We start from the raw sequence: 21,795 nt of genomic DNA on the forward strand, positions 1-21,795 counted from the left end.
AGGCCCAGCCTACTCGCACCCAGGCTCACTTGCCAGACTGACCCGGTTGCGGCCGGCGCCCTTGGCGCGGTACAGCTCGGCGTCGGCCAGGGCCAGCAGCTGGGCGGCGCCCAGGGTGCAGTACGACGCCACCCCCAGGCTAACCGTGAGGCGCAGGCCGGGGTGCAGCCCGCCCCAGTCGTGGTTCTGCACCGCCTGGCGCAGGCGCTCGCACATCGTCTGGGCAGCGGGCCCGCCGGTTTCGGGCAGCAGCAACACGAATTCCTCACCGCCAAAGCGGGCCACGGTGTCCATCTGGCGGCAGCTGGCGCGCAGCAGCCCGGCCAATTCGCGCAGCACGAGGTCACCCACCTGATGCGAGTAGGTGTCGTTCACCGCCTTGAAGTGGTCAATGTCCAGCAGCACCACGCTCAGGGGGCGGCCGTAGCGCAGGGCACGCTGCACCTCGGCGTCCAGGCACTCGTTGAAGTGGCGCCGGTTGGACAGGCCGGTCAGGGCGTCTTCCTGCGAGAGCCGCACGAGGTGCTCGGCCTGGGTCTGCAAGCGGGCAAGCAACTCGGCCTTCTGTTCGTTGGCCGCCGCGAGTTCCTGGTTCAGTTCGGTCAGGCGGGCGTTGATCTGGCGCTGGGCCTCGGCGGCGTGGCGGGCCTGATCCAGGTCCACCTGCAGCAGCAGGGCCTGGGTGCGGTGCAGGGCCTGCAGGTTGTCCAGCTCGCGTTCCAGCTGGTGATAGCGCTGGTAATGCTGCAGGGCGGCGCGGTAGGCCCCGCGTTGGCGGTGGGTTTCGCTGAGCAGGGCGTGGATCTCCTGCTCGTCGCGCTGGGCCCGGCAGCCCTGGGCCAGGGCCAGTCCCTCTTCCAGGGCGTCGAGGGCCTGGGCCGATTCGCGCCGCTTCAGGTGCAGGGCCCCCAGCCAGCGCAGGGCACGCGACTCCTCGTGGGCGGCGCGGGCCTCGGCGGCCAGGGTGCGGGCCTGCCGGTAGGCGCGCAGGGCGTCCTCGGGCTGTCCCAGTTGCTGGTAGGCGTCCCCCAGACCCAGCAGCAGCCGGGCGTCGCACTTGTGGTCGCCCCGGGCCTGGGCCACGTCCAGCGCGCCGCGCAGCAGGCTCAGAGCCTCTTCGGCCTGCTCCAGTTTCACGTGCGCCTGCCCCAGGCCGCACAGCGCGTCCAGTTCGTGGTGGGTGTGGCCCAGGCGGCGCACGATTTCCAGCGCTGCCCCGTAGTGCGTCAGGGCCTGGGCGGCGTCGCCGGCCTGCTGGCACACGTCGCCCAGGTTGGTCAGGCACATGGCCTCGTCGGCCGGGGCATCAGCGGCGCGCGCCAGGGGCAGGGCCGCCAGAAAGGCTTCCAGGGCCTTCTGGTGGTCGCCCAGATCGGTGTGGATCAGGCCCACGTTGCTCAGGCAGGCGCCCTGAAGCCGCAGCAGGCCCTCGCGCCGCGCGATGTCCAGGCCCTGCAGGGCGTGATGTAGGCCGTCAATCAGGCGGCCCAGGTTGCGATGGACGGTGGACAGGCTCAGGCAGGCGCCTGCCTCGCCCTGGGGGTCGCCCACCGCCCGAAACAGCGCCAGCGCCTCGGCCAGCAGGCGCGCGGCGCGTTCGTCGTCGCCTGCCACCGAGGCCGCCGCGCCCAGACGCAGCGCGCTGCGCGCCATACGGGGCTGATCTGCCCCGGCGCGGGCCAGGGCCAGCGCTTCCTCGCTGAGGGCCAGGGCTTCGCGGGGGTGCTGAAAGACCAGCTGGGCGGAGCGGCGGTTCAGGTCGTCTATACGCTCGGGGGCGGTCAGCGGCCCGGCTGCGGCGTCGTGCATGGGCGTCCTCCGGGGGCCGCGCGGCGGATGAGCCCGCGCGCCCGTACTGCCTGGGGGCAGTGTAGGCAGGGCCCTCTCACGGGCGGCTGACAGCGCGGCCGCTTCAGCTGAGCCCAGTCAGCTGAGCCCAGCGGGCCACCCCCGGCCCCGTTTTACCGCACGTTAGCGCACGCAGCCCGCACGGATGCTGGCAGCCAGGGCGTCCACATCCTGACCGTTCGCGGCAGCAGTAATAAAGGCGCTGCCCACCACCACGCCGTCGGCCACCTCGGCCACCTGCCGGGCGGTGGCGGCGTCTTTCACCCCAAAGCCCACGGCGACCGGCACGCGGGCGTGCTGCTGCGCCAGGGCCAGCATGGCAGGCACCTCGCCCAGGGCCGCGCCTTCGCGGGCGCCGGTCACGCCGGTCACGCTCACCGCGTACAGAAAGCCGGTGCAGGCCTGCGCCACCAGGGCCACACGCGCCGGGGTGCTGGTGGGCGCAATCAGGAAGGTGACAGCCAGGCCATGCTCGGCGGCCAAATCAGCGATTTCCAGGTCCTGATCGGGAGGCAGGTCGGGCAGAATCAGGCCGTCCACGCCGGCGCGCTGGGCCAGCCGCATGAACTCGCGCGGGCCCACGGCGTAGATGGGGTTCACGTAGGTCATGACCACGATGGGTTTGTCCGTGTGTTCCCGGAGCCCAGCCACGAGTTGCAGCGAGTGCCGGGTGCTGGTGCCGCCCGCCAGAGCTTGCTCGCTGGCGCGCTGGATGGTGGGACCGTCGCCCAGGGGGTCGCTGTAGGGAATGCCCACTTCGAGAATGTCGGCGTGGGCCAGCAGCGTCTGTGCCAGGGCGGGGAAACCGGCGGCAGTGGGATAGCCGGCCGTCATGTAGGGAATGAAGGCGGCGCGGCCCTCCTGCCGGGCTTGCTCAAAGGCGGCATGTAGGCGCGCGGCGCCGCGCGTGGGGGCCAGGGTGGTCATGCGAGGACCTCCGGGGACCGCAGTTGGCCCGGTGTCTCTCCCGCCGGGTCCTGCAAACTGAGCAGGCGCATCACCTCGGCCACGTCCTTGTCGCCCCGGCCCGAGAGGTTGACCACTATGGTCTGGTCCGGGCGCATGGTGCGGGCCAGTTCGACCGCGTGGTGAATGGCGTGGGCGCTTTCCAGCGCGGGGATGATGCCTTCTAGGCGGGTCAGCAGCTGCAGGGCGTCCAGGGCCTGGGCGTCCGTGACGGGCACGTACTGCGCCGTGCCGGTCTGGGCGTACAGGCAGTGCTCGGGGCCGATACCGGGGTAATCCAGGCCCGCGCTCACCGAATGCGGCGGCACGATCTGGCCCTCGTCGTCATTGAGCAGGTACATCATGGCGCCGTGCAGCACGCCGATGCGCCCGCCGGCCACGCTGGCGGCGTGGCGCCCGGAGTCCACGCCTTCCCCAGCGGCCTCGGTGCCAATCAGGAGAGGCCGCTCTTCCTCGGGCAGGTAGGCAAAGGGCGCAAAGATGCCGATGGCGTTGCTGCCGCCGCCCACGCAGGCCACGATGGCGTCGGGCGCTGGGCGGCCTTCCAGGGCCTGGTGCTGCACTTTGACCTCTTCGCCAATCACGGCCTGAAAGTCGCGCACCATCGCCGGGTAGGGGTGCGGGCCCACCACGCTGCCCAGGATGTAAAAGGTGTCGCGCACGTTGGTGACCCAGTCGCGAATGGCCTCGTTGGTGGCGTCCTTGAGGGTGGCGGTGCCGGAGGTCACTTCACGAACTTCGGCGCCCAGCAGCTTCATGCGAAAGACGTTCAGTGCCTGACGGCGAATGTCCTCGGCGCCCATATACACCACGCACGAGAGGCCCAGCAGGGCGGCGGCGGTGGCGCTGGCCACGCCATGCTGCCCGGCGCCGGTTTCGGCAATCACGCGTTTTTTGCCCATGCGCACGGCCAGCAGGGCCTGGGCCAGACAGTTGTTGATCTTGTGGGCGCCCGTGTAGTTCTGGTCCTCGCGCTTGAGGTAAATCTTGGCGCCGCCGGCATATTCGGTGAGGCGCTGGGCAAGATACAGGCCGCTGGGGCGGCCCACGAATTCACGCAGCAGGCGGTCCAGTTCGTTCAGGAAGGCCGGGTCGGTCTTGGCCGCCGCATAGGCCATTTCCAGCTCGTCGAGCGCCGGAATCAGCGTTTCGGGCACATACCGCCCGCCAAAACGGCCGAAGCGCCCGCGCGCGTCCGGCTGGGGGTAGGTGGGGAGCGTCAGGGGCATGGCCCCAGGGTAGGTGGGGACGGGCGAACGGGCGTTAGGGCAACTTAGACAGGTCATCTAAGTTTGTGGAGAAGGCCACCTTTGCCAGCGCGGCACGCCACAGGGGCAGCAGCTCGTCCAGGCTGACCTCGGCGGGCACGGTCCAGCCCAGGCTGCGGGCCAGTTCGGCACGCACGCGGCCCGGGGTCTCGCCCCCTTCCCGCAAGGCCGACAGGGGCGGGGCGCCGCCGCGTTTGGCCAGCCGCTCGCCCCGGTAGTCATGCAGCAGCGGCACGTGCAGGTAGCGGGGCGTGGGCAGTCCCAGGGCGCGCCCCAGCGCCACCTGCCGGGGCGTGGCGGTCCACAGGTCGGCGCCGCGCACCACATCGGTCACGCCGGCCTCGGCGTCGTCCACCACCACGGCGAGGTGATAGGCGAAAACGCCGTCGTTGCGCTGCAGCACGAGGTCGCCCACCTCGCCCGGCAGGTGCTGGCACAGGGTCTGGTGGTTCAGGGCGTCGTGGGCGCAGACCACCTCGTCCGGCACGCGCCAGCGCCGCGCGGCGGGGCGGCCAGGGTGCGCGGTGCCCGCGCGGCACCTCCCCGGGTAAACGGGCTCCGTGCCGTGGGGCGCGCCAGCACTCGCCTGAATGGCCGCCTGCACCTCCTTACGGGTGCAGGTGCAGGGGTAGGTGTCCAGCCGGGCCAGCGCCGCCCCGTACAGAGGAAGTCGGGCGGATTGAATAGCCTCCTCGTCCCAGTCCAGGCCCAGCCACTCCAGGTCGCGGCGGGTGAGGTCGTAGGCCCAGGGGCGCACGCGGCCGGTGTCCAGGTCTTCAAAGCGCAGGAGGTGGCGCCCCCCGTGCGCGCGGGTGTGCAGCCACGCCAGCAGCGCGGTGCGGGCGTTGCCCAGATGCATGGCCCCGGTGGGGCTGGGGGCAAAGCGGCCCACCACGCTCATGGGGCCGCCACCTCGTCCCACAGGGCCAGCAGCACGCCGCCCACCACCGCCGCATACGCCAGAAACAGCACGAAGCGCCCCAGGGGATCGGCGGCGTCCAGCGCGTTCCACCCGCCCAGTAGCTGCCACCAGTCATGGGTGTCGGGGTCGCCAGTGATCAGCGGGAGGTCACGCCTGGGGGCGTCGCGGATGTAGGCGGCCACTCCCGACAGCGAGTGCGCCAGCCACAGGGTGGTCAGGCCGGCCGCAAAGCGGTCGCCGCGCCACAGAAAGGCGGCCACGCAGGCGCCCGGCACCAGTAGCTGCAGCAGGCTGCCGCCCAGCAGCATGGGGGTTTCTCCAGCGAACATGAGCAGCATATGCCCGGCCTCGTGGAAAATGAGGTTCACGCCCGAGAGCCAGCCTGGGTTCAGGGGGTGCAGCACCCCGGGGACGGTGACCCACAGGGCGGCCAGCACCCCCAGCAGGCGGCCGGCGCGCGCGGCCCCGCCCTTCACTTGCGGGCCCGGAGCCACGCCAGCAGCAGGTCTTCCACCAGCTCGCTGACACTCTCGCCGCCGTCCTTTTTCACCTGTTTCCACACCGCGCGCACAGTTTCGCGGCGCAGGTACACGGGTTCCAGCGGCTCGCCGGCCACCTGGGTGCGGCGCCCGTCGGGTTCGGGGGTCACCTTGCGGCCCTTGCCCGCCTTCTGGCCCTCTTTCAGATAGTCAAACCGGCCCACGTGCGTGCCCGCCCTTACCAGAGTTCCTGGGCCAGCCGCAAGACGTCGCTCCAGGCGCTGGCGGAACGCTCGCCGGGCACGTCGCGCACCAGCACCCCGGCCTCGGCGGCGCGTTGAAAGGCGGCGTACTGGCGCACCACGGTGTTGCAGACGGTCAGGCCCGCCTCGCGCAGGTCCTCGCGGGCCTCCTCGGCGGCGTGGCCCACGGGCGGCACCCGGGTCAGGACCACGCGGGTCTTGCGCGCCGCGCCTTCCTCGTGCAGAAAGTCCAGCAGTTCGCGGGTGGCGTCCAGTTCCAGGGCGCTCACGCCGCTGGGCACCAGCAGCAGGTCGGCGCGCCCGGCCAGTTGGCGCAGTTCCTTGCGCTTGGGGCGGCCCTCGGTGTCCAGCAGCAGCAGGTCGTAGCGGGCAAGCTTCTTGGGGCGCACGTCGTCGGCTTCCACCACCTCGAACGGCAGGGCGCCCGCACGCCGCGCCCAGCGCAGGCTGCTGCCCACGCGGCCGTCCTCGTCCACCAGCAGCGGCGTCAGGCCCTGGGCGTGCGCGGCGCCCGCAAGGTGAACCGCCAGGGTGCTTTTGCCCACGCCGCCCTTTTCCGAGGTGATCGCCACGACCTTCATGCCGCCCCAGCGTACCAGAGGCCCTGCCAGCGCGGCATCATGGCGCGGTGACCCACCCGCTCACCCCGCCGCAGCAACAGGAACTGGAACAGGCCCCGGTCTACTGGACCGCCCGGGCCATGCAGGAGCAGGGCAGCCGCTTTTACCGCGCGCTGGGCGAGGCCCTGGAGGCGGCCGACGCCCAGAACCGCCGCCTGATTCTGCGCACGTGGCCGGCGGCCTGCTGGGACTTTTACGAGCGGGGACAGCGCCTGGCCGCCGAGGCCGGCGAAGGCTGACCTGGGAAGGCGAGCAGACGTTCACGCAGCGCCGTCCGCGCCAGCGTCCAGGCCGAGGCGGGCCTGGCTGCGGCCGACCCAGCAGCAGTGACCGCAAGGTGGTGCAGGGGCGCAAGGTGCTGGCACGGGTCTGCCCAGGGGCGCGTTCACGTGGCCGCCCCCTCTGCTCGGCGTGCGGGCGCTCTACACTGGGGCGCGATGAACCCCACCCTGCTGGCCGTATTTGCCCACCCCGACGACGAAGCCTTCAGCGTGGGCGGCACGCTGACCCACTACGCGCGCCAGGGGGTACGGGTGGTGCTGGCCTGCGCCACCCGGGGCGAAGCGGGCAAGATCACCGTGCCCGGCATGACGGTGGACGACCTGGGCGCCCAGCGCGAACAGGAACTGCGCCGGGCCTGCGAGGCGCTGGAGATTGAGCCGCCGGTCTTTCTGGATTACCACGATTCCGGCCGATACGAACGCACCCGCCACGACGACCCCCGCGCCCTGATGAATGTGGACCCCCTGAAGGTCGAGCCGAAGCTGCGCGACCTGATTGCCGACCTTCAGCCTCAGGTGATGGTGACCTTTGACCCGCACGGGGGCTACGGGCACATTGACCACCTGCAGATTCACCGGGCCGCCAGCGCCGCGTTCTTCAGCACCGGGCATCTGCCGGGCGGCGGGCCGCAGCGGCTGTACTACACCGCGCTGACCGTGCAGGCGGCGCAGAACCTGTCGCGCATGGGCGAGGGCCTGGACCCCCAGGTGTACGGCGTGTCGGAAGGCACGGTGGCCGTGCAGATTGATGTGGCCGCCTACGCCGAGAACAAGCGGGCCGCCTTAAAGGCCCACGGCACCCAGACGGGCGAACAGAGTGTGATGGGCCAGATGAGCGCCGAGGAGCGGCAGGCCATGGAGGCGATGCTGCTGGGCCACGAACGCTTCAGCCTGGGCGGCACCCGCACGGCCATTCCCCAGTTCCCTCTGTGTGGGCTGTTTGACGGCCTTGCGGGGTTCGAGCATCTGCAGTGACGGCGTGGCCTGCCCGTCTGGAGCAACGCTTCTCTTTCATCCATGTCTTCCAGTTTGATCCGGCGCAGCAGGCCCTCACATTGACGCTCTCGCACTGGTCCAGCGAAGAGCAGACAACCGCAACGGTCCACGGGCATTCAGGACCTGCAGTTCAGCGTGGTGGATGCGGATGAAGGCTCGGACCTTCTGTAGAACGTTCTGCGCTTTCGCATTTAGGCGCCGGGCCGCCTGCTGATCGTCACCACAGCCTACGAAGTGACGCTGACCTTTGATCAGTTCATGCTGACGGAGTCGACCAGCAGCGGTGACGAGCCAATGCGCTCTGCCGCGTCCCGCGCCACCTCCTGACCCCACAACGTTGCGGCCACATGTAGCGCCGCGTGCAGGGCGCCCAGGCCCGCAGGGGTGGTGCATAGCCGTCCATCCATAACCACTTGGCCGGGGCGCACGTCGGCGGGGGTGAAGCCCCATAGCGTATCGGTCAGGTCGGCGGGGCCGCCCACCACGCAGCCGTCCAGGGTACCGGCTTCGCCCAGTAGCAGCAGGCCGCTGCCGCTGGCGCCGGTGGGCAGCCCCGGGTGGGCCGCCAGGAAGGCGCGCAGTAGGGGATCGCGGGCCGCTTTGGCCGCGCCGGGGCCACCGGGCAGCAGCAGCGCCTGGGGCTCGGGCAGCGCGGCGTATAGGACATGCGGCGTCATGACCAGCCCGCCCGCTGTGATCACACTGATGCGCGAGCGGTTCACCGTGACGGCCACCTTGTCGCCGCCGCACAGCCGCAGCACCGTGACCATGAGCCCCAGTTCCAGTTCGCTGACACCGTGGTACACCGGCAGCGCCACCACCGGACCAGTCTGGACATTGGGTTCGTGGTCAGGAGCAGTCATGGGGAGGTCAGGGGCTGCAGGCGGTACTCGCGCCGCGCCAGGGGCGGGTCCACCTCGCCGTGGTCCAGCAGGTGCTGGGCGGCCTCTTCGGATAGGCGCTCCACACGCAGCAGGTAGGCCAGGGCCGTCTCGCGGCTGTCAAAGCGCCGGGGGTGGGGGTCGCCTTCAACAAGCAGATCAAGCCACGTGATCATAGGTCGCGCAGGTCCTCCCACAGCTGCCAGCCCACACCCTCGGGGGTCACGTCCAGCAGGGGGCTGAGCTGCTCGCTGGCGGCGCTGGCGTCGGCGTGCAGGGCGTCGTTGCTGGGGCGGGTGTCGTACACGCGCAGCACGGTGAACTGGTAAAAGGCCTGCGAGGCCGTGGGTTCGCCGTTCTCGAAAAAGGCGAACGGCGGGTTCACGGCGTCCCACAGCACATGCGCTGCTTCCTGCTCGGTGTCCTCGGGGCCTTCCTGGGCGGGCAGGTCGAGTTCGTGGGGCAGAAACTGCTCCAGATCGATATCGGCCTCCTGGGGATGCCACACGTAGCCCTGCAGCAGGCGCACGGCGGCGCGACCCACGGGCTGCGGTTCACTGGTGCTCACGCGCCGTAGCATACCGGCTTTCGCCTGGGGCCGGCAGCAAACAGAGGGCCTGCCGCGCCCCCAGCGATTCTTCATGTGAAGGAGATGCGCCGCTCCTGGGGCGGCTGATGAGGCAAGGGATGAGGCGGCTGAAGATATAGGGCCGTGTCCTGGCCCCGCAGCACCACGGATGGGCAACGGCCCAGTCCAGACGGGAGGTGCGCCAACCTCTTCAGGGCCGATGGAGCAGTCCCCACCCTTACCCCTCTAGCTCATCACCACTGGGTGGGCACTGGGCCTGCTCGTGAACCACTAGAGCGTCCGGCAGGGCCAGGGCACCTTGCGAGGTCACGCCCCAGTCGGCCAGCCAGCCTGCACCGCCGGGCACCGTTAGCAGGGCCGCGCCCACCTCGCGCCATACCCCCGCGCGGAAGGGAGCCAGTGCGGGGTCAGCCAGGGCCGCGCGCAGCCAGGGCAGCAGGGCGGGGCCGTCCTGCACGCTGGCACCGGCCTCCAGAGCCAGCAGCTGGGCGTGCAGGCCCGGGTCGGCGGGGGCGGGGCCAGGGCCCACCCGGCGCAGCAGGGCGTGGGCGCGGTTCACCGCTGCCAAGGCCGCACCCAGCTGGCCGGCGCGCAGGGCGGCCTCGGCGTGCAGGGCCAGGGCCTGGGCCTGTTCGTAGGGGTGGGCGGCCAGGGCCAGGGCGTCCTGGGTCAGGGTCAGGGCGCGCGCCGCATCGGGCTCGGCCAGGGCGCGGCTCAGGCGCAGGTCCAGGGCCAGCAGGTGGTCGCGGTCGGCGCCGCGCACCTCCTGGGCCAGCAGGGTGTCCAGCAGGGCGCGGGCGTGGACAAGGTCCGGGTGGTCACGCGTGGGTCCGGCCAGGGGCTGTAGGTAGGGGCGGCCCAGCCCGCGCGACAGATAGGCCAGCGCCGTGCGGTACCGGGTGCGCCGGGCGCGGTAGGCGGCCTCGGCGGGGCGGGCCTCGGGGCGCGCGAGCAGGTCCAGTGCCTGGGCGGCCCAGGTCAGGGCTTCATCGGGGCGGCCCAGGGCCAGCAGCAGGGGCACGCCCTCGGAGAGCAGGCGGGCGCGCGGGACCCCGTCAGCGTGACGGCGCGGATCGGGGGGCACCAGGGCCAGGGCACGGCGCAGGTCGCGCAGGCCCGCCGCTGGGCGGCCCAGGCGGCGCCGGGCCGTGGCGGTGCGGGCGAGCACGCGCGCCTGCTCCTCGGGGGCGCTGCCGGCCTCTTGCAGGCGGGCAGCGGCGTCCTGCAGGGCGGCCAGGGCGGCGGCGGGCTGTCCCAGGCGCAGCAGCAGGTCGCCCTCCTGGTAGCGCGCCCGCGCCGAGAGCAAAGGACTGCCCGCCGGAACGGCCTGCAGCGCGGCCAGGGCCTGGGTCCACTGCCCGGCATCCTTGGCGATCAGACCGCGCCACAGCCACGCGCGGGGCCCCCCCTGCGCGGCGCGGGGGTCAGCGGCGGCCTGAGTGGCCGCCGTCAGGTCACCGCGCCAGCGGGCCAGCGCCGCCTGCACCAGCAGGACGTCGGCCTTGGCGGCCATAGTCCAGGGATCAGGGCCCGCCATACCGGTCACGTCCGGGTGGGCCAGCTGGGCCTGCGCGGCGTCCATATTGCCGTGTTCCAGGCTGCTTTCGGCCAGCTTCACGCGCGCCCAGGCCCGCACCGCCTGCCGGGCGGATTCCAGCAGGGTGAACAGGGCGTCGCGCAGGGTCACGGCGCCGTATTCGCCCCGCCCGGCGTGGTGGGCCACCACAGCGCGGGCAAGCAGGTCGCGGTGGTCGCCCCCAGGGGCAGCGCGCAGGGCGGGCCACAGAGGGGGCAGGTGCCGGGCGTCGTCCGGGTGGGTTTGCAGGTGGGCGGCCAGGGCGCCCACGTCGCGCAGCGCGGCCCAGGCCGCCAGCCGGGCGGGGGCCAGGGCGGGGTCCTCGGTGTCGGCCAGGGCGCGTAGAGGGGCCACCTGCGCGGCAGGCGAGACGCCGGGCCACGCGCCGCGCAGGGCCGCCGCCGGGCGGTAGCCGTCCGGGCCTGCCTCCAGCAGCAAGCGGGCGTGGGGGGGCAGCGCGGCCGGGTCGTGGCCCAGGGCAGCGGCCAGCAGCGCGGCGGGCCAGGGGGCGGCTGGGTCGGGCAGGGCGGCGTGCAGGGCAGCCGTGGCCTCGGCGAGGCGGCGGGTGTCCGGGTCGCCCAGCAGCTCGGCGGGGCCAGCCCCCGCGCGGGCCAGCCGGGCCAGCAGCATCAGGCGCTCGGGACTGCGGCCCCCTTCCTGCACCAAGCGCTCGGCCTCGCCCCGCGTCACGTTCAGGTGGCTCATCAGGTACGCACGGGCCTCGGCTGGGGTGGGCGGGCGCAGTTCGATGCACTCGGCCGCGCTGGTCGGGGGACAGTCGCCGTCCAGGGCCAGCAGCACCGCCACGCCCACCGGCGCCCGCTCCAGCAGGTGCAGAATGGCCCAGGCCGCGCCGCCCAGGGCATCGCCGCTGCTGGCCCGGGGCGGGGCGCTGCTCCAGTGCAGGTCGCGCCCCACCCGCACCAGCAGGGCCCCCCGCGTGGGCAGGGCCTGCCGCGCCGCATCCTGCTGGGCCTGCGCCTGCGCGGCGAACGAGGCCCCGGGCGGCGTGCCCAGCGGCAACACGCCTTGCAGGTCGCCCGAGAGCGTCAGCTGGGTCACTGGCAGCCCCTGGTCGCGCAGGGTGCGGGCCACCTGGGTGAGCAGCACGGTCTTGCCCGCCCCCGGGCGCCCGGCCACAATCAGGCGGGGTGAGCGGCCGGCCCGCACCCCGGCCACAAACTGGCGGTAGGCGCGAATCTTGCTGCGGCCCAGCAGGTCCAGCTCGGGTGGCAGGGCGGGGCGAGGCGGGGGAGCGTCGGGCAGCACGCAGCCCAGCTCCTGGGCGAGCTCTTGCAGGATGGCGCGCAGAGCGGCCTTGTCTGTAGGGGTGCCCACGCCCCGGTACACGATGTTGCGCACGCTGCTGGGACTGGCGCCGCGCGCGCGCATCTGGGTCTCCAGCCAACGTAGGCTGCCGCGCGCCTGCCCGCCCGACGGGGGGGGCAGGTGGGCACGCAACTGGGCCAGCGCCGCCCGGTAATCCACGCGGCCAGCCTACCCCGCGCACTGAACCGGGTTCAAGAAACGGGTGGGCCCACCGTTCCTGACGAAGCCGTCAGCTACCGGGCAGGGCAACTGTGTATACTCTGCCCAGCTTTCAACTCAGTCTATTTCCCCCCAGGAGGAACCCATGCGTACCCTTGCCCTGTCCATTGCCCTTGCCCTGTCCGTGACCGCCGCCGCCCAGAGCCAGCAGGCTGCCAAAGCCCTGTTTGACCAGGGCAAGTGGCAGGAGGCCGCCAGCGCCGCCGCCGCCCTGAACACCGCTGACGGCTTTGCCCTGGCCGCCGAAGCCACCACGGCCGGCGCGGGTCTGGTGCCCGACAACCAGAAAAAGGCGCTGTTTGAAAAGGCCCAGGGCTACGCCCGCCAGGCCATCGCCAAGGACAAGAACAACGCCGACGCCTACTTCGAGCTGGCCCGCGCCCAGGGCCGCCTGGCCCAGTTCAGCGGCATTCTGCAGAGCCTGGGGCTGGCCGGCGATATGAAGAAGAACCTCGACACCGCCGTTCGCCTGAACCCCAGGCTGGCGGGCGCCTACGTGGCCCTGGGCCTGTGGCACGCCAACCTGATCAGCAAGGGCTTTATCGCCACCCGCGCGACCGGCGCTGACCGCAACCAGATCATCCCCAACTTTGAAAAAGCCATTGCGCTGGAGCCCAACGTGGCTGTTCACCGCATTGAGTACGCCAACGCCCTGATGCTGCAGGGCAAGAAGGCCGAAGCCGCCGCCCAGCTGGAAAAGGCCCTGGCCATGAACGCCGACACCTTCTGGGAGAAGCGCAACGAAGACGCCGCCAAGGCCACGCTGGCGAAGCTGAAGTAAGGTTGTGGGGTGTAGGAGGTGGGGTGTGGGAGGAGACTTCCGCGCCTCACCTCCTCTGTCTTTTAGCCTGTTCGAAAAGCAGGGCCGCGCGTATGGGTCTCTGTCTTTTCCCACAACCCACAGCCCACGCCCCACACCCCCCTACGCATTCAGCAGCTTCGCCGCGCCCGGCAGCACGCGCACCTGAATGTCGCTGACGCGGCCGTGCAAGTCACCGTCAAGGTGAATGCGCACCGGGGTGGCCCAGCGCACCCGGACCTCGCGCGCCGCCGTGTGGTGGGCCAGGGGGTGCGTAAGGTGGGTGCCGCGCAGCACCCGGGCCATCAGGCCGGCCAGTTGCCGGCGGTTCATGGCGCCGCCTGCCACCACGTTCAGGTGGCCGTCGCGCACATCCGACTGTGGGCTGATCCGAAAGCCCCCACCGTAGCGCACGCCGTTCATGACCGCCACGATGGCGCTGGGGCCCGCGTAGAGCGGCTGCCCATCGGCCACGATGTCCACCTCGGCCAGCTGCAGGGCGCGCAGGGTGCTCAGGGCGGAATAGGCATAGCGTGAAAAGCCGCGCAGGTGCGCAGGCGCGCGGTCCATGTTGGCGGTCACGTCGGAATCAAAGCCCATGCCCAGGCCATTGAGCAGCACGAAGCGGCGCCCAGCCTCATCGCCGACCAGAATGTCCAGCTGCAGGGCGTCCAGGGCGCGCGGCTGGTAGTTCAGGCGGTCCAGGGCTTCGGCAAAGGCGCCGGGTTTCAGGCCCAGCAGCCCGGCGAAGTCGTTGCCGGTGCCCAGCGGCACGATCGCCAGGGGGCGCCCGGTACCCACCACGGCCCCCAGCAGGGCGCCCACGGTGCCGTCGCCGCCCACGGCCATCACCGCCACCTCGGGGGGCAGGGCCTGCACGCAGGCCAGCGCGGCTTCACCCGACGCCTCCTGAATCACGGTGTGCTGCAGACCGCGCGCCTGCAATTCGCGCTGCAGGCGCGGCCATTCCCGGGCGGCCAGACCACGCCCGGCCTGGGGATTCAGCACCACCGCCAGGGGTGGAAGGGGCGGAACGGGGCTGTCCTCATGGTTCACGGTCGGCCCAGCATAGAGCAAACCTTCATGCAGCGCGTTTTGGAGGAGTGGAGGGCGCTTGCTGGGCCGAGAGGAGGGTGCCGGAACGGCCAGCGCCCCCTGGCTTAAACCGCGTCCGCAACGGTTCCAGGGGTTCGGCTGGGTTTAAAAGCCCGTGTGAAGAGGCAGGGGAGTCACCGTAGCCTCGCTCCTCTTGCAGCGACTCGGAGACCCCCGGTGGGCATAGCCGCTCAGGATGACGTTGCTTCTCTGACCGCCCTGGCCGACGGACAAACATTTCGCGCCGTCGTGCCAGATGAGGGATTTCCTCAGCAACGGCCTGTTTCGCCCTGAAGTCAAAGCACGCCTCCGCCCCTGTCCTTCATGGACGCAAACCCATCCACCTGAGCGCCCTCAGGAGCTGAACTTCAAGGCGGCTCTGCCTTCGGCCCTTAAACAATCGGGGTGCGCAACACACCTACACCTTCCACTTCAACCTCCACCACGTCGCCAGCCTGCAGCGGGCCCACGCCCTCCGGGGTGCCGGTGAGCACCACATCACCGGGCTCCAGGGTCACGTAGCGCGTTACGTACGCCAGAATCTGGGGCAGCGGGAAGATCATGTGGCGCGTGCGGCTGTCCTGGCGCACCTCGCCGTTGACGCGGGTCTGCACGCGCAGGTCGGCGGGGTCCAGGCCAGTGACCAGGTGCGGCCCCAGGGGGCAGAAGCGGTCGGCAGCCTTGGCGCGGAACCACTGCAGGTCCGTCTTTTGCAGGTCGCGCGCCGTCAGGTCCAGGGCGCAGGTGTAGCCGGCCACGGCGCCCAGGGCCGCCTCTTCGCTCAGGTGGCGGGCGCGCTGGCCCATCACCACCGCCAGTTCGCCCTCAAAGTGAAAGTTCTGGGTCCAGTCGGGCTTGTGCACCGCGCCGCCGGGCTCGGCCAGGGCGTTGGGGCCTTTCAGGAAAATGCCGGGCTCGGTGGGCAGGTCGCCCTTGTCGTTGCCCAGTTCGCGGATGTGGTCCAGGTAATTGCGGCCCACACACACGATCTTGGTGGGCTCGGCGGGGGCCAGCAGGGTGGCCGGGTCGTAGGGGGCGGTCTGCCCGGTGCGTGCGCCCAGCATGCCAGCGCGCAGGTGCACACGCTCGCCGTCCAGCTCGCCCCAGCAGGGCTGGCCCTGCCATGTCATGCGGATCAGTTGCATGCGGGCAGGATAGCGGGCCCCCACAGCGGAACCCAACGCTGCCCTGGGGCAACCTCACCGGCTTTGGAAGGTAGCCCCAGTGGCCAGGGGCAGCCATTCTCAGTCCAGGCTGTCGGCTTCTTCGAGGGTCACGTTCTCCAGGCCCTCGGGGTCCAGCAGGGTCACGGTCTGGCCGTTGCTTTTCAGCAGGCGCTGGCCTTCGAGCTTGCGCATCACGCGCGAGACGGTTTCGCGGGAGCTGGAAATGCGGCTCATGATGTCCTGGGTGGACATGGGCAACACCTCCGGCTGCGGCACGCCGGCCTGCACGCGCTGGCGGTAGAGGTTGGTGAATACGTGGCTCAGGGCCGCTTCGGTGTTCAGGCCAAAGGCGATCAGTTCGTCGTTCAGGTGGGTCACGCGGCGAACCAGCATTACGCTAAGGTTCCACAGCACGTCCGGGTGGCGGCGCAAAATCTGCTTGAAGTGCGTGCGGTAAAGCATCAGTGTGGTGACGTCGGTCTGGGCGACCACGGTGGCGCTACGCTCGCCGCCGCCCAGCACGGCTGTTTCACCGATGACGCCGGGGGCGTACACATCACCCATCACGCGCTCGCGGCTGCCCAGGCTGATCCGGCTGACCCGCACCACGCCGCGCGTCAGGATGTGCAGGGCCTCGCCCTCGGCGTCCTGTTCCAGGATGGTCTGCCCGGGGCGGTAGTGCCGCTCGGTGATGACCTGCAGCGCTTCCTGCAGGGCCTCGGCGGGCACGTTGTGGAAGAGAAAGGATGCTTTCAGATCGTCCAGGCGCGCCATCAGGGGCTTATCCTAGCGTGCCTGGGCAGCAGGCCACAACGCCCGCCCTTCTTCATGCACGGGCCATGAGCTACCATGCGCCGCGTGTCTCTGCCCCCGCCCGCCCTGATGGCCCGCGACCTCACGCAGGCGTACGGCAGCCTGCAGGTGCTGCGTGGCGTAGGTCTGGACGTGGCCCAGGGTGAGGTGGTGGCCGTCACCGGGCCGTCGGGCAGTGGCAAGAGCACCCTGCTGCACCTGCTGGGCGGGCTGGATACCCCCCAGGGCGGCGAGGTGTGGTGGGCGGGCGAACGGGTGGACACCCTGGGCACCCAGGTGCGCGCTGCACGGCGGGCGGGGCAACTGGGGCTGGTGTTTCAGCACCACTACCTGCTGGACGACCTGAGTGTGCTGGACAATGTGCTGATTCCCTGCCGCCTGTCGGGCCGGGGCGACGAGGCGCGGGCGCGAGACCTGCTGGCCCGGGTGGGCCTGGGCGGGCGCGAGGCCGACCTGCCCGGGGTGCTGAGTGGAGGCGAGCGCCAGCGGGTGGCGGTGGCCCGCGCCCTGGCCGCCCGCCCCGCCGCCGTGCTGGCCGACGAACCCACCGGCAGCCTGGACCGCGCCAATGCCCAGGCGGTGGCCGCGCTGCTGGTGGCCCTGGCGCGCGAGGAAGCAGCTGGGGTGCTGCTGGTGACCCACGACGAGCGACTGGCCCGCCACGCCGACCGCACCCTGCACCTGCTGGACGGCCAGTTCACCGACGCGGCGCCGGATTTCGCTTAGGGGCAGGAGAAGACAGGACACCCAGAGGTCTGGGGAAAGAACTCTTTGGAGGTCAGCTCGGGGCGGCAGAGCGTTCGACCTGAGCTGCGGCCGTTCTGCGGGCGCAGTTTGCTCAGGTACGCCGGGCTTTGGCCGCCGTCTCCCGCATGGCCTGGGTCAGCAGGTAACCGAAGCCGGCGCGTTCAATCCGCTCCACCAGGTCGGGGACCGTCTGACCCAGCGCTGCAGCCGCCTCTCCCAGATGCCACTGGTGGGTGGCGAGCTGGTGCAGCAGGTACGCCCGCCGGGTCTGGGCCGCCGACAGCTGAAAGGTTTTGAGGTATAGCACCTCGCCATCTGGGCGGCGTAGGCGCTCGCCGATGTGGTTGATCTGGGCCGGATTCAGGTCGGTGACAAAACGGTCGAGTTCCAGGGTTCCTGCCGAATACACGGGCTCGGCCATCAGAGAGCGGCCCAGCAGGTCGCGCAGCAGCTCGGTCTGCACGAAGGTGGCCCAGTCGCGGCGGACGGCGGCCAGGGCCACGCGCAGGTCAGCCACGGTGCGCGCCGCCTCAAACTGGGGCGTGGCCTCCAGCAGCGGCGGTTCGGGATAGAGCGCCGCGTACCGCAGCACGAGGTCACCGTACAGGTCGGCCAGCAGCGTGCGGTGCAACTGGCGGTAATCGGCGGCCGACGGCACCACGAACGCTGAAGCCAGCTGATCGCCGGTATACACCAGCATTCCCACCTGCCTGTCGTGGAGTTCAAAGGTGCGCAGGGCATCCTCGAAGCCCGGCAGCAGGTTGCCCGGCACACCCGATTCCGTACGCACCCCCAGGCCAGCGCGCAGAAAGTCGCGCGATAGCTCCTTCCAGGCCACGCGCGGCGGGCCAAAGTGCAGGGCCAGCAGGCCTTCCAGCGCGAGGTGCAGCGGCAGGAAGCGCAGGCCGCTTCCCTCGCGCCGGCGCAGCCGGTCCACCAGTTCCAGCCGGCGCCAGCCTCCACGCGGGCGGCCCACCTGCCCCCCCAGGGCCACCTCGGGAGGGCGGCCCTCCCCCCAGTCCAGGCACAGGGCGTGGGGCACGAAGGCCACGTACTGGGCCCCGTCGGGCAGGGCCACGGCCTTCAGGTCCTGCGACAGGGGCTGCAGGGTCAGGCGCACGTCCTCGCACGGGCGGTCGCGCAGCAGCGGCACCAGCCGAAAAGCGCCGCGCACCTGGGCCGGGGCGGGGGTCAGGCCTTCAAGGGTCAACATGGGCTTCTCCGGGCTTCAGAAAGGTGCGCACGCGCTCCAGCAGATACGTTTCCAGGTCCGACACCTCAGCGCCGCCTGCCGCGAAGCGGGCAAAACCCAGGGCGGTGGGCAGATCATCGGCGTCGCGCAGCCCCACGGCCGGCAGGTCGGGGCTCAGACTGCGCACGGTCAGCATCTCGGCATCGAAGACGGGGTTCACGTGCAGCACCTCCAGCGCCGGACACAGCCGCCGGGCGGCGCGCAGGGCCGCGTGGAAGACGCCGGGCGGATCGTTCTCCACTCCGTCGGACACCACGAGCACCGTCTGCGCGCCCCAGTCCAGAGCGTCCAGCAGCCGTTCGGTCAGATTGGTCTGCCCAGCCGCCTGCACCAGAAGAGAAGAGGGAGTGGGCTGGGTCCAGAAGGCGCGGTAGGTACCAGCCGGGCACCCGGCGCGCAGCAGCAGATCGGTGGCCAGGGCCAGCGCCAGGGGGCGGCGGCGCTTCTCGCGGGACCCCGAGGCCGAAAAGGAATTGTCCAGCACCGCCGCCACCCGGCCCGGTGAAAGGGGAAGCGGCGCCCTCTTCAACACGGCCCGAGCGGCGCGGCCAAGCCAGTCTTCCAGTTCGGCGGCGCGGGCCTGCCGCTCGGTCAGCGGCATGGCCAGCACGTACAGACACAGGGCCGTGAGGGGCAGGCGCTCCGGGCGCACCTCTACCACCCCCGCACTGCGGCGCTGCACGCGCAGCCGCTCATCTTCCGTCAGGCGGGCGGTCATGCGCCCGGCCAGTTCCTGCGGGGGAATTCCGTGCCGTACCGCCAATCCCTGGGCCACGCTGTAGGGCAGCGCATAGACCGCCTGGGTGCTATAGCGGGCCTGGCGATAGGTTTCCAGCAGCGGCGTGCGAAAAGCGCGGCGAAAGGTGCCGAACAGGAACTCGGGCAGTTCGCCGCCCAGGTGAAGGTGGGCGTGCAGGGCTGCTGCGCGCACGAGGCGGCGGTATTTGACCGCCTGAAACGTCAGGTCCCGCTGCCCAGCCATGTGGGCCCGCACCAGGGCGCGCGTGCGCCGGTTGTTCACCCGTTCCCGGCGCAGGCGCGCCAGCAGTTTCCAGCTGCGCTGGGGTGGCAGGCGGCGCAGGGCGGCCCCCAGCAGCGCGTTTTCCTCGGCGCGGAAGTCAGGCGGGGTTTCGCGGCCCGTGCGCAGCAGGTTCACGATAATTTCGGCGGCGTTGAAATCGTTCACGCCTGCCGCCAGGGTGCGCGCATACAGGCGCCGGTAGTTGCCCAGTATGTAGGCGTGCAGAAACTGCACACTGACCCGCTGTTCGTCAGCGGTGTGATAGAACTCCCGCTGCCCACTACAGGCAAACGCGGCGTTCAGAAACAGGATCAGGTCTTCGCGGGCAATGGTGTCGTGGCTGGGCATGGGGGTCCCCTCCCTGGGACCAGCATGGGGAATCGCCGAGGGGGGCATGCAGAACGCCGCCCGGGGAAGGGCGGCGTGACGGCAAGGGGCAACCTCCAAAGGGATGTCTCGGAAGTCACGCCAGAGTCCCACAGGCAGCGTTCCGTGTTCCACTGTAGAGCACGGCGGGGCTAGAGCGACCCGCCAGATGACGGAGGGCAAGCTGCCGCAATGGCGCAGCGGACGGCCCCTCGTTACGTCGTGCGCGCGGCCCGAGCGTAGGGCGCCGGCAGTTCCAGCGGCGCCCCCAGCAATTGCGCCGCCGCCTGGGCCCAGTGGGGGTCGCCCAGCAGGGGGCGGCCCAGAGCGATCAGGTCGGCGTGGCCGTTCTGCAGCAGGCCCTCGGCGCGCTCTGGGGTGTCAATCATGCCCACCGCCATCACGGCGAGGTCCGGCACGGCGGCCTTGACGTGGGCGGCCAGCGGCGATTGATACGCGGGGCCCACCGGAATCTGCTGCGCCGGGGTCAGGCCGCCGCTGCTGATGTCCAGGGCGTCCACCCCCTCGCGCGACAGCAGGTCGGCCAGCGCCAGCGTCTGGTCCAGGTCCCAGCCGCCCTCGGCCCAGTCGGTGGCGGACAGGCGCACGAACAACGGTTTGTGGTAAGGCCACGCTTCACGCACCGCGCGGGTCACCTCCAGCAGCAGGCGCACGCGGTTTTCAAAGGGGCCGCCGTAGGCGTCGGTGCGGCTGTTCGAGAGCGGCGAGAGAAACTGGTGCAGCAGGTAGCCGTGCGCGGCGTGGATTTCCACGGCGTCAAAGCCGGCAATCTCGGCGCGGCGGGCGGCGCGGGCAAAGGCGGCAGGCACAGCGGCCAGGTCATCGGCCGTCATGGGCGTGGGGGTGCGCAGCGCCTCTGTGTAGGGCTGGTCGTCCGGGCCCAGCACCGCCCAGCCGCCGCGCTCGTCGGGCACGGCGCCGCGCCCGCGCCAGGGGGCATAGGTGCTGGCCTTGCGCCCCGCGTGCGCCAGTTGCACGCCAATGCGCCCGCCCTGGGCATGCACAAAGTCGGTCACCCGGCCCAGCGCCGTGATGTGCCGGTCATCCCACAGCCCCAGGTCCTCGGGGCTGATGCGGCCTTCGGGGCTCACCGCCGTGGCTTCGGTGAAAATCAGGCCGGCGCCGCCCAGGGCGTACTGGCCCAGGTGCACCAGATGAAAGTCGTTGGCCAGGCCCTGGTGGGCCGAGTACATGCACATGGGCGAGACCACCACGCGGTTGGGCAGCGTCAGGCCGCGCACCTTGAGGGGGCGGAACAGCAGGGGATCGGCGGTCATGGCGCCAGCCTAGTGCCGCTGGCCCGCCAGCCGCCAGGGGCGCCGGGTTTACGGAAAACAGAGGGTGATGAGAGGGCCGAGGCCTGAGGGTGTCATCGGAGCGGATGGGCAGGGTGGGGGCAGTGGGGACCGATGCGCTTTGAGCCTGTGGGAGGACCGAAAGGAAGCCACTTTGAGCCTTGCCGCTGGGTGCTGCTGCGAGTTGCTGTCGAAACCCTGGTGCGCCGAAAGGTTCACACCCCTCACCAAAGTGTGGATGACCTCTTCCCTCTTGCGCCTTCCCACCGAACCTGGACCCGGAGAGCTGCGCCGCACGGCAAGGCACGTCCCAGACGACGCCTTTCTGGTCTCCACTGCTGATTGCCGTTAGAACTCCCTGGCCCACCGAACAGTCGGTATCCCTCATTCCCTACCCGCCCGTGCGCCGTGCCTGCCATGCCGTATGCGCCGCCTGAGCGAGGTCGGCGGCCAGGGCCCAGAAGGCTGCTTCCCGCTCCAACAACGCCCCAGCCGTGGCCGCGCCGCGCCGGGGCTGGCGGTACGGCACCGCCTCCAGGCGCGGTAGGAGCGTCCAGTGGGAGGCCCGGGCCACCGCTGCCTGGGCCGCTTGCAGGGCAACCTCTTCGGATACAGCCTGCGCCGCCATCACCAGCGCCCCGTAGGCCGCCGAGAGCCGCTGCACCGCGCGCACGTCCGGCGCGTACACCCAGGGGCCGTGCTCGCCCAGCAGGGCCAGAAACCCGGTCCATTCGCTGCGCAGCAGGGCCCCCGGCAGCGCGTGGGGCCCCAGGTCGCGCGGCAACCAGGGCCGCACGCCCAGCAGGTCGGGGGCCAGGGTGCGCTCGCCCGCCAGTTCGGCGCCAACCCGCGCGGCAGCCCCCGGGGAGTCGAGGTCGCGCAGCTCGGTCAGGTGCGAGAGCTGGGCGCGGCCGGCCGGGCTTAAGGGCAACGCGCGGGGACGGGGCTGGCCCAGGGCGGCCCAACGGTCCAGGGTCATGGGC

Annotated in this window: 22 protein-coding genes; 4 read left to right on the forward strand and 18 right to left on the reverse strand. The window is 71.2% G+C overall.

Annotation, left to right across the window (positions count from 1 at the left end; all coding sequences use genetic code 11):
- Positions 1-9: 9 nt before the first annotated feature.
- The 7 genes from KMW22_RS04710 to KMW22_RS04740 all read right to left on the reverse strand — a co-directional run bounded on the left by KMW22_RS04710 (position 10) and on the right by KMW22_RS04740 (position 6,327).
- Complete coding sequence (locus KMW22_RS04710) at positions 10-1,809, reverse strand: GGDEF domain-containing protein (RefSeq protein WP_221088866.1); 1,800 nt, start codon at positions 1,807-1,809, stop codon at positions 10-12.
- Between the two features lie 162 nt (positions 1,810-1,971).
- Positions 1,972-2,775, reverse strand: coding sequence for a tryptophan synthase subunit alpha (gene trpA / locus KMW22_RS04715; RefSeq protein WP_221088867.1), 804 nt, complete (start codon positions 2,773-2,775; stop codon positions 1,972-1,974).
- Entirely contained in the window at positions 2,772-4,043 is a 1,272-nt protein-coding gene (gene trpB / locus KMW22_RS04720; protein ID WP_221088868.1) for a tryptophan synthase subunit beta, read from the reverse strand. Before trpB ends, trpA begins: the two co-directional genes overlap by 4 nt.
- A 34-nt stretch (positions 4,044-4,077) precedes the next feature.
- The gene (gene gluQRS / locus KMW22_RS04725) at positions 4,078-4,983 is read right to left on the reverse strand and encodes a tRNA glutamyl-Q(34) synthetase GluQRS (RefSeq protein ID WP_221088869.1); all 906 of its coding nucleotides are present in this window, start codon (positions 4,981-4,983) and stop codon (positions 4,078-4,080) included.
- Positions 4,980-5,498 carry a hypothetical protein gene (locus KMW22_RS04730; RefSeq protein ID WP_221088870.1) on the reverse strand — a complete coding sequence of 173 codons (519 nt, stop codon included), beginning with the start codon at positions 5,496-5,498 and terminating at the stop codon, positions 4,980-4,982. The genes gluQRS and KMW22_RS04730 overlap by 4 nt, the downstream gene beginning before the upstream one ends.
- On the reverse strand, positions 5,477-5,707 hold the full coding sequence (locus tag KMW22_RS04735; RefSeq protein ID WP_221088871.1) for a hypothetical protein: 231 nt from the start codon (positions 5,705-5,707) through the stop codon (positions 5,477-5,479). The genes KMW22_RS04730 and KMW22_RS04735 overlap by 22 nt, the downstream gene beginning before the upstream one ends.
- Positions 5,708-5,721: 14 nt before the next feature.
- The gene (locus KMW22_RS04740; RefSeq protein ID WP_221088872.1) at positions 5,722-6,327 is read right to left on the reverse strand and encodes a ParA family protein; all 606 of its coding nucleotides are present in this window, start codon (positions 6,325-6,327) and stop codon (positions 5,722-5,724) included.
- A 47-nt stretch (positions 6,328-6,374) separates the two neighbouring features.
- On the opposite strand from KMW22_RS04740, the gene KMW22_RS04745 reads away from it, so the two are divergent.
- Entirely contained in the window at positions 6,375-6,605 is a 231-nt protein-coding gene (locus KMW22_RS04745) for a hypothetical protein (protein ID WP_221088873.1), read from the forward strand.
- A 198-nt stretch (positions 6,606-6,803) separates the two neighbouring features.
- On the forward strand, positions 6,804-7,622 hold the full coding sequence (locus KMW22_RS04750; RefSeq protein ID WP_221088874.1) for a PIG-L deacetylase family protein: 819 nt from the start codon (positions 6,804-6,806) through the stop codon (positions 7,620-7,622).
- 272 nt (positions 7,623-7,894) lie between these two features.
- Here KMW22_RS04750 and KMW22_RS04755 read toward each other — a convergent pair whose 3' ends face one another.
- From KMW22_RS04755 to KMW22_RS04770, 4 genes are all read right to left on the reverse strand, one after another.
- Positions 7,895-8,506 carry a DJ-1/PfpI family protein gene (locus KMW22_RS04755; RefSeq protein ID WP_221088875.1) on the reverse strand — a complete coding sequence of 204 codons (612 nt, stop codon included), beginning with the start codon at positions 8,504-8,506 and terminating at the stop codon, positions 7,895-7,897.
- Positions 8,503-8,700 (reverse strand): hypothetical protein, encoded by a 198-nt coding sequence (locus KMW22_RS04760; RefSeq protein ID WP_221088876.1) that lies wholly within the window; start codon positions 8,698-8,700, stop codon positions 8,503-8,505. Before KMW22_RS04760 ends, KMW22_RS04755 begins: the two co-directional genes overlap by 4 nt.
- Positions 8,697-9,104, reverse strand: a complete 408-nt coding sequence (locus KMW22_RS04765; RefSeq protein ID WP_221088877.1) for a DUF3208 domain-containing protein — start codon at positions 9,102-9,104, stop codon at positions 8,697-8,699. The genes KMW22_RS04760 and KMW22_RS04765 overlap by 4 nt, the downstream gene beginning before the upstream one ends.
- A 226-nt stretch (positions 9,105-9,330) precedes the next feature.
- Entirely contained in the window at positions 9,331-12,177 is a 2,847-nt protein-coding gene (locus KMW22_RS04770; protein ID WP_221088878.1) for a helicase HerA-like domain-containing protein, read from the reverse strand.
- A gap of 145 nt (positions 12,178-12,322) precedes the next feature.
- Between KMW22_RS04770 and KMW22_RS04775 the strand changes: the two genes are divergently transcribed.
- On the forward strand, positions 12,323-13,018 hold the full coding sequence (locus tag KMW22_RS04775) for a tetratricopeptide repeat protein (protein WP_221088879.1): 696 nt from the start codon (positions 12,323-12,325) through the stop codon (positions 13,016-13,018).
- Between the two features lie 141 nt (positions 13,019-13,159).
- Here KMW22_RS04775 and KMW22_RS04780 read toward each other — a convergent pair whose 3' ends face one another.
- The 3 genes from KMW22_RS04780 to KMW22_RS04790 all read right to left on the reverse strand — a co-directional run bounded on the left by KMW22_RS04780 (position 13,160) and on the right by KMW22_RS04790 (position 16,071).
- On the reverse strand, positions 13,160-14,092 hold the full coding sequence (locus tag KMW22_RS04780) for a diacylglycerol/lipid kinase family protein (RefSeq protein ID WP_221088880.1): 933 nt from the start codon (positions 14,090-14,092) through the stop codon (positions 13,160-13,162).
- A 431-nt stretch (positions 14,093-14,523) separates the two neighbouring features.
- Entirely contained in the window at positions 14,524-15,276 is a 753-nt protein-coding gene (locus KMW22_RS04785) for a fumarylacetoacetate hydrolase family protein (RefSeq protein ID WP_221088881.1), read from the reverse strand.
- A gap of 99 nt (positions 15,277-15,375) precedes the next feature.
- Complete coding sequence (locus tag KMW22_RS04790; RefSeq protein ID WP_221088882.1) at positions 15,376-16,071, reverse strand: Crp/Fnr family transcriptional regulator; 696 nt, start codon at positions 16,069-16,071, stop codon at positions 15,376-15,378.
- Between the two features lie 75 nt (positions 16,072-16,146).
- On the opposite strand from KMW22_RS04790, the gene KMW22_RS04795 reads away from it, so the two are divergent.
- Positions 16,147-16,836, forward strand: a complete 690-nt coding sequence (locus tag KMW22_RS04795) for an ABC transporter ATP-binding protein (RefSeq protein ID WP_221088883.1) — start codon at positions 16,147-16,149, stop codon at positions 16,834-16,836.
- Between the two features lie 112 nt (positions 16,837-16,948).
- Here the strand turns inward: KMW22_RS04795 and KMW22_RS04800 are convergent, their stop codons facing one another.
- The 4 genes from KMW22_RS04800 to KMW22_RS04815 all read right to left on the reverse strand — a co-directional run bounded on the left by KMW22_RS04800 (position 16,949) and on the right by KMW22_RS04815 (position 21,791).
- Positions 16,949-18,070 carry an ARPP-2 domain-containing protein gene (locus KMW22_RS04800; RefSeq protein WP_221088884.1) on the reverse strand — a complete coding sequence of 374 codons (1,122 nt, stop codon included), beginning with the start codon at positions 18,068-18,070 and terminating at the stop codon, positions 16,949-16,951.
- The gene (locus tag KMW22_RS04805) at positions 18,057-19,478 is read right to left on the reverse strand and encodes a hypothetical protein (RefSeq protein ID WP_221088885.1); all 1,422 of its coding nucleotides are present in this window, start codon (positions 19,476-19,478) and stop codon (positions 18,057-18,059) included. The genes KMW22_RS04800 and KMW22_RS04805 overlap by 14 nt, the downstream gene beginning before the upstream one ends.
- 233 nt (positions 19,479-19,711) lie before the next feature.
- Complete coding sequence (locus KMW22_RS04810) at positions 19,712-20,794, reverse strand: NADH:flavin oxidoreductase/NADH oxidase (RefSeq protein ID WP_221088886.1); 1,083 nt, start codon at positions 20,792-20,794, stop codon at positions 19,712-19,714.
- A gap of 409 nt (positions 20,795-21,203) precedes the next feature.
- Positions 21,204-21,791 (reverse strand): hypothetical protein, encoded by a 588-nt coding sequence (locus KMW22_RS04815; RefSeq protein ID WP_221088887.1) that lies wholly within the window; start codon positions 21,789-21,791, stop codon positions 21,204-21,206.
- Positions 21,792-21,795: the final 4 nt, after the last annotated feature.

It is taken from the genome of Deinococcus aquaedulcis, from assembly GCF_019693445.1.
Classification (GTDB): domain Bacteria; phylum Deinococcota; class Deinococci; order Deinococcales; family Deinococcaceae; genus Deinococcus; species Deinococcus aquaedulcis.

What these genes read in the sequence shown, in the direction of transcription:
- KMW22_RS04765 (WP_221088877.1), bottom strand. Translation starts at nt 9,104, where the DNA reads ATGCTACGGCGCGTGAGCACCAGTGAACCGCAGCCCGTGGGTCGCGCC.
- trpB (WP_221088868.1), bottom strand. Translation starts at nt 4,043, where the DNA reads ATGCCCCTGACGCTCCCCACCTACCCCCAGCCGGACGCGCGCGGGCGC.
- KMW22_RS04740 (WP_221088872.1), bottom strand. Translation starts at nt 6,327, where the DNA reads ATGAAGGTCGTGGCGATCACCTCGGAAAAGGGCGGCGTGGGCAAAAGC.
- KMW22_RS04795 (WP_221088883.1), top strand. Translation starts at nt 16,147, where the DNA reads ATGCGCCGCGTGTCTCTGCCCCCGCCCGCCCTGATGGCCCGCGACCTC.
- trpA (WP_221088867.1), bottom strand. Translation starts at nt 2,775, where the DNA reads ATGACCACCCTGGCCCCCACGCGCGGCGCCGCGCGCCTACATGCCGCC.
- KMW22_RS04800 (WP_221088884.1), bottom strand. Translation starts at nt 18,070, where the DNA reads ATGTTGACCCTTGAAGGCCTGACCCCCGCCCCGGCCCAGGTGCGCGGC.
- KMW22_RS04775 (WP_221088879.1), top strand. Translation starts at nt 12,323, where the DNA reads ATGCGTACCCTTGCCCTGTCCATTGCCCTTGCCCTGTCCGTGACCGCC.
- KMW22_RS04710 (WP_221088866.1), bottom strand. Translation starts at nt 1,809, where the DNA reads ATGCACGACGCCGCAGCCGGGCCGCTGACCGCCCCCGAGCGTATAGAC.
- KMW22_RS04790 (WP_221088882.1), bottom strand. Translation starts at nt 16,071, where the DNA reads ATGGCGCGCCTGGACGATCTGAAAGCATCCTTTCTCTTCCACAACGTG.
- KMW22_RS04805 (WP_221088885.1), bottom strand. Translation starts at nt 19,478, where the DNA reads ATGCCCAGCCACGACACCATTGCCCGCGAAGACCTGATCCTGTTTCTG.
- KMW22_RS04785 (WP_221088881.1), bottom strand. Translation starts at nt 15,276, where the DNA reads ATGCAACTGATCCGCATGACATGGCAGGGCCAGCCCTGCTGGGGCGAG.
- KMW22_RS04760 (WP_221088876.1), bottom strand. Translation starts at nt 8,700, where the DNA reads ATGATCACGTGGCTTGATCTGCTTGTTGAAGGCGACCCCCACCCCCGG.
- KMW22_RS04815 (WP_221088887.1), bottom strand. Translation starts at nt 21,791, where the DNA reads ATGACCCTGGACCGTTGGGCCGCCCTGGGCCAGCCCCGTCCCCGCGCG.
- KMW22_RS04810 (WP_221088886.1), bottom strand. Translation starts at nt 20,794, where the DNA reads ATGACCGCCGATCCCCTGCTGTTCCGCCCCCTCAAGGTGCGCGGCCTG.
- gluQRS (WP_221088869.1), bottom strand. Translation starts at nt 4,983, where the DNA reads ATGAGCGTGGTGGGCCGCTTTGCCCCCAGCCCCACCGGGGCCATGCAT.
- KMW22_RS04750 (WP_221088874.1), top strand. Translation starts at nt 6,804, where the DNA reads ATGAACCCCACCCTGCTGGCCGTATTTGCCCACCCCGACGACGAAGCC.
- KMW22_RS04755 (WP_221088875.1), bottom strand. Translation starts at nt 8,506, where the DNA reads ATGACTGCTCCTGACCACGAACCCAATGTCCAGACTGGTCCGGTGGTG.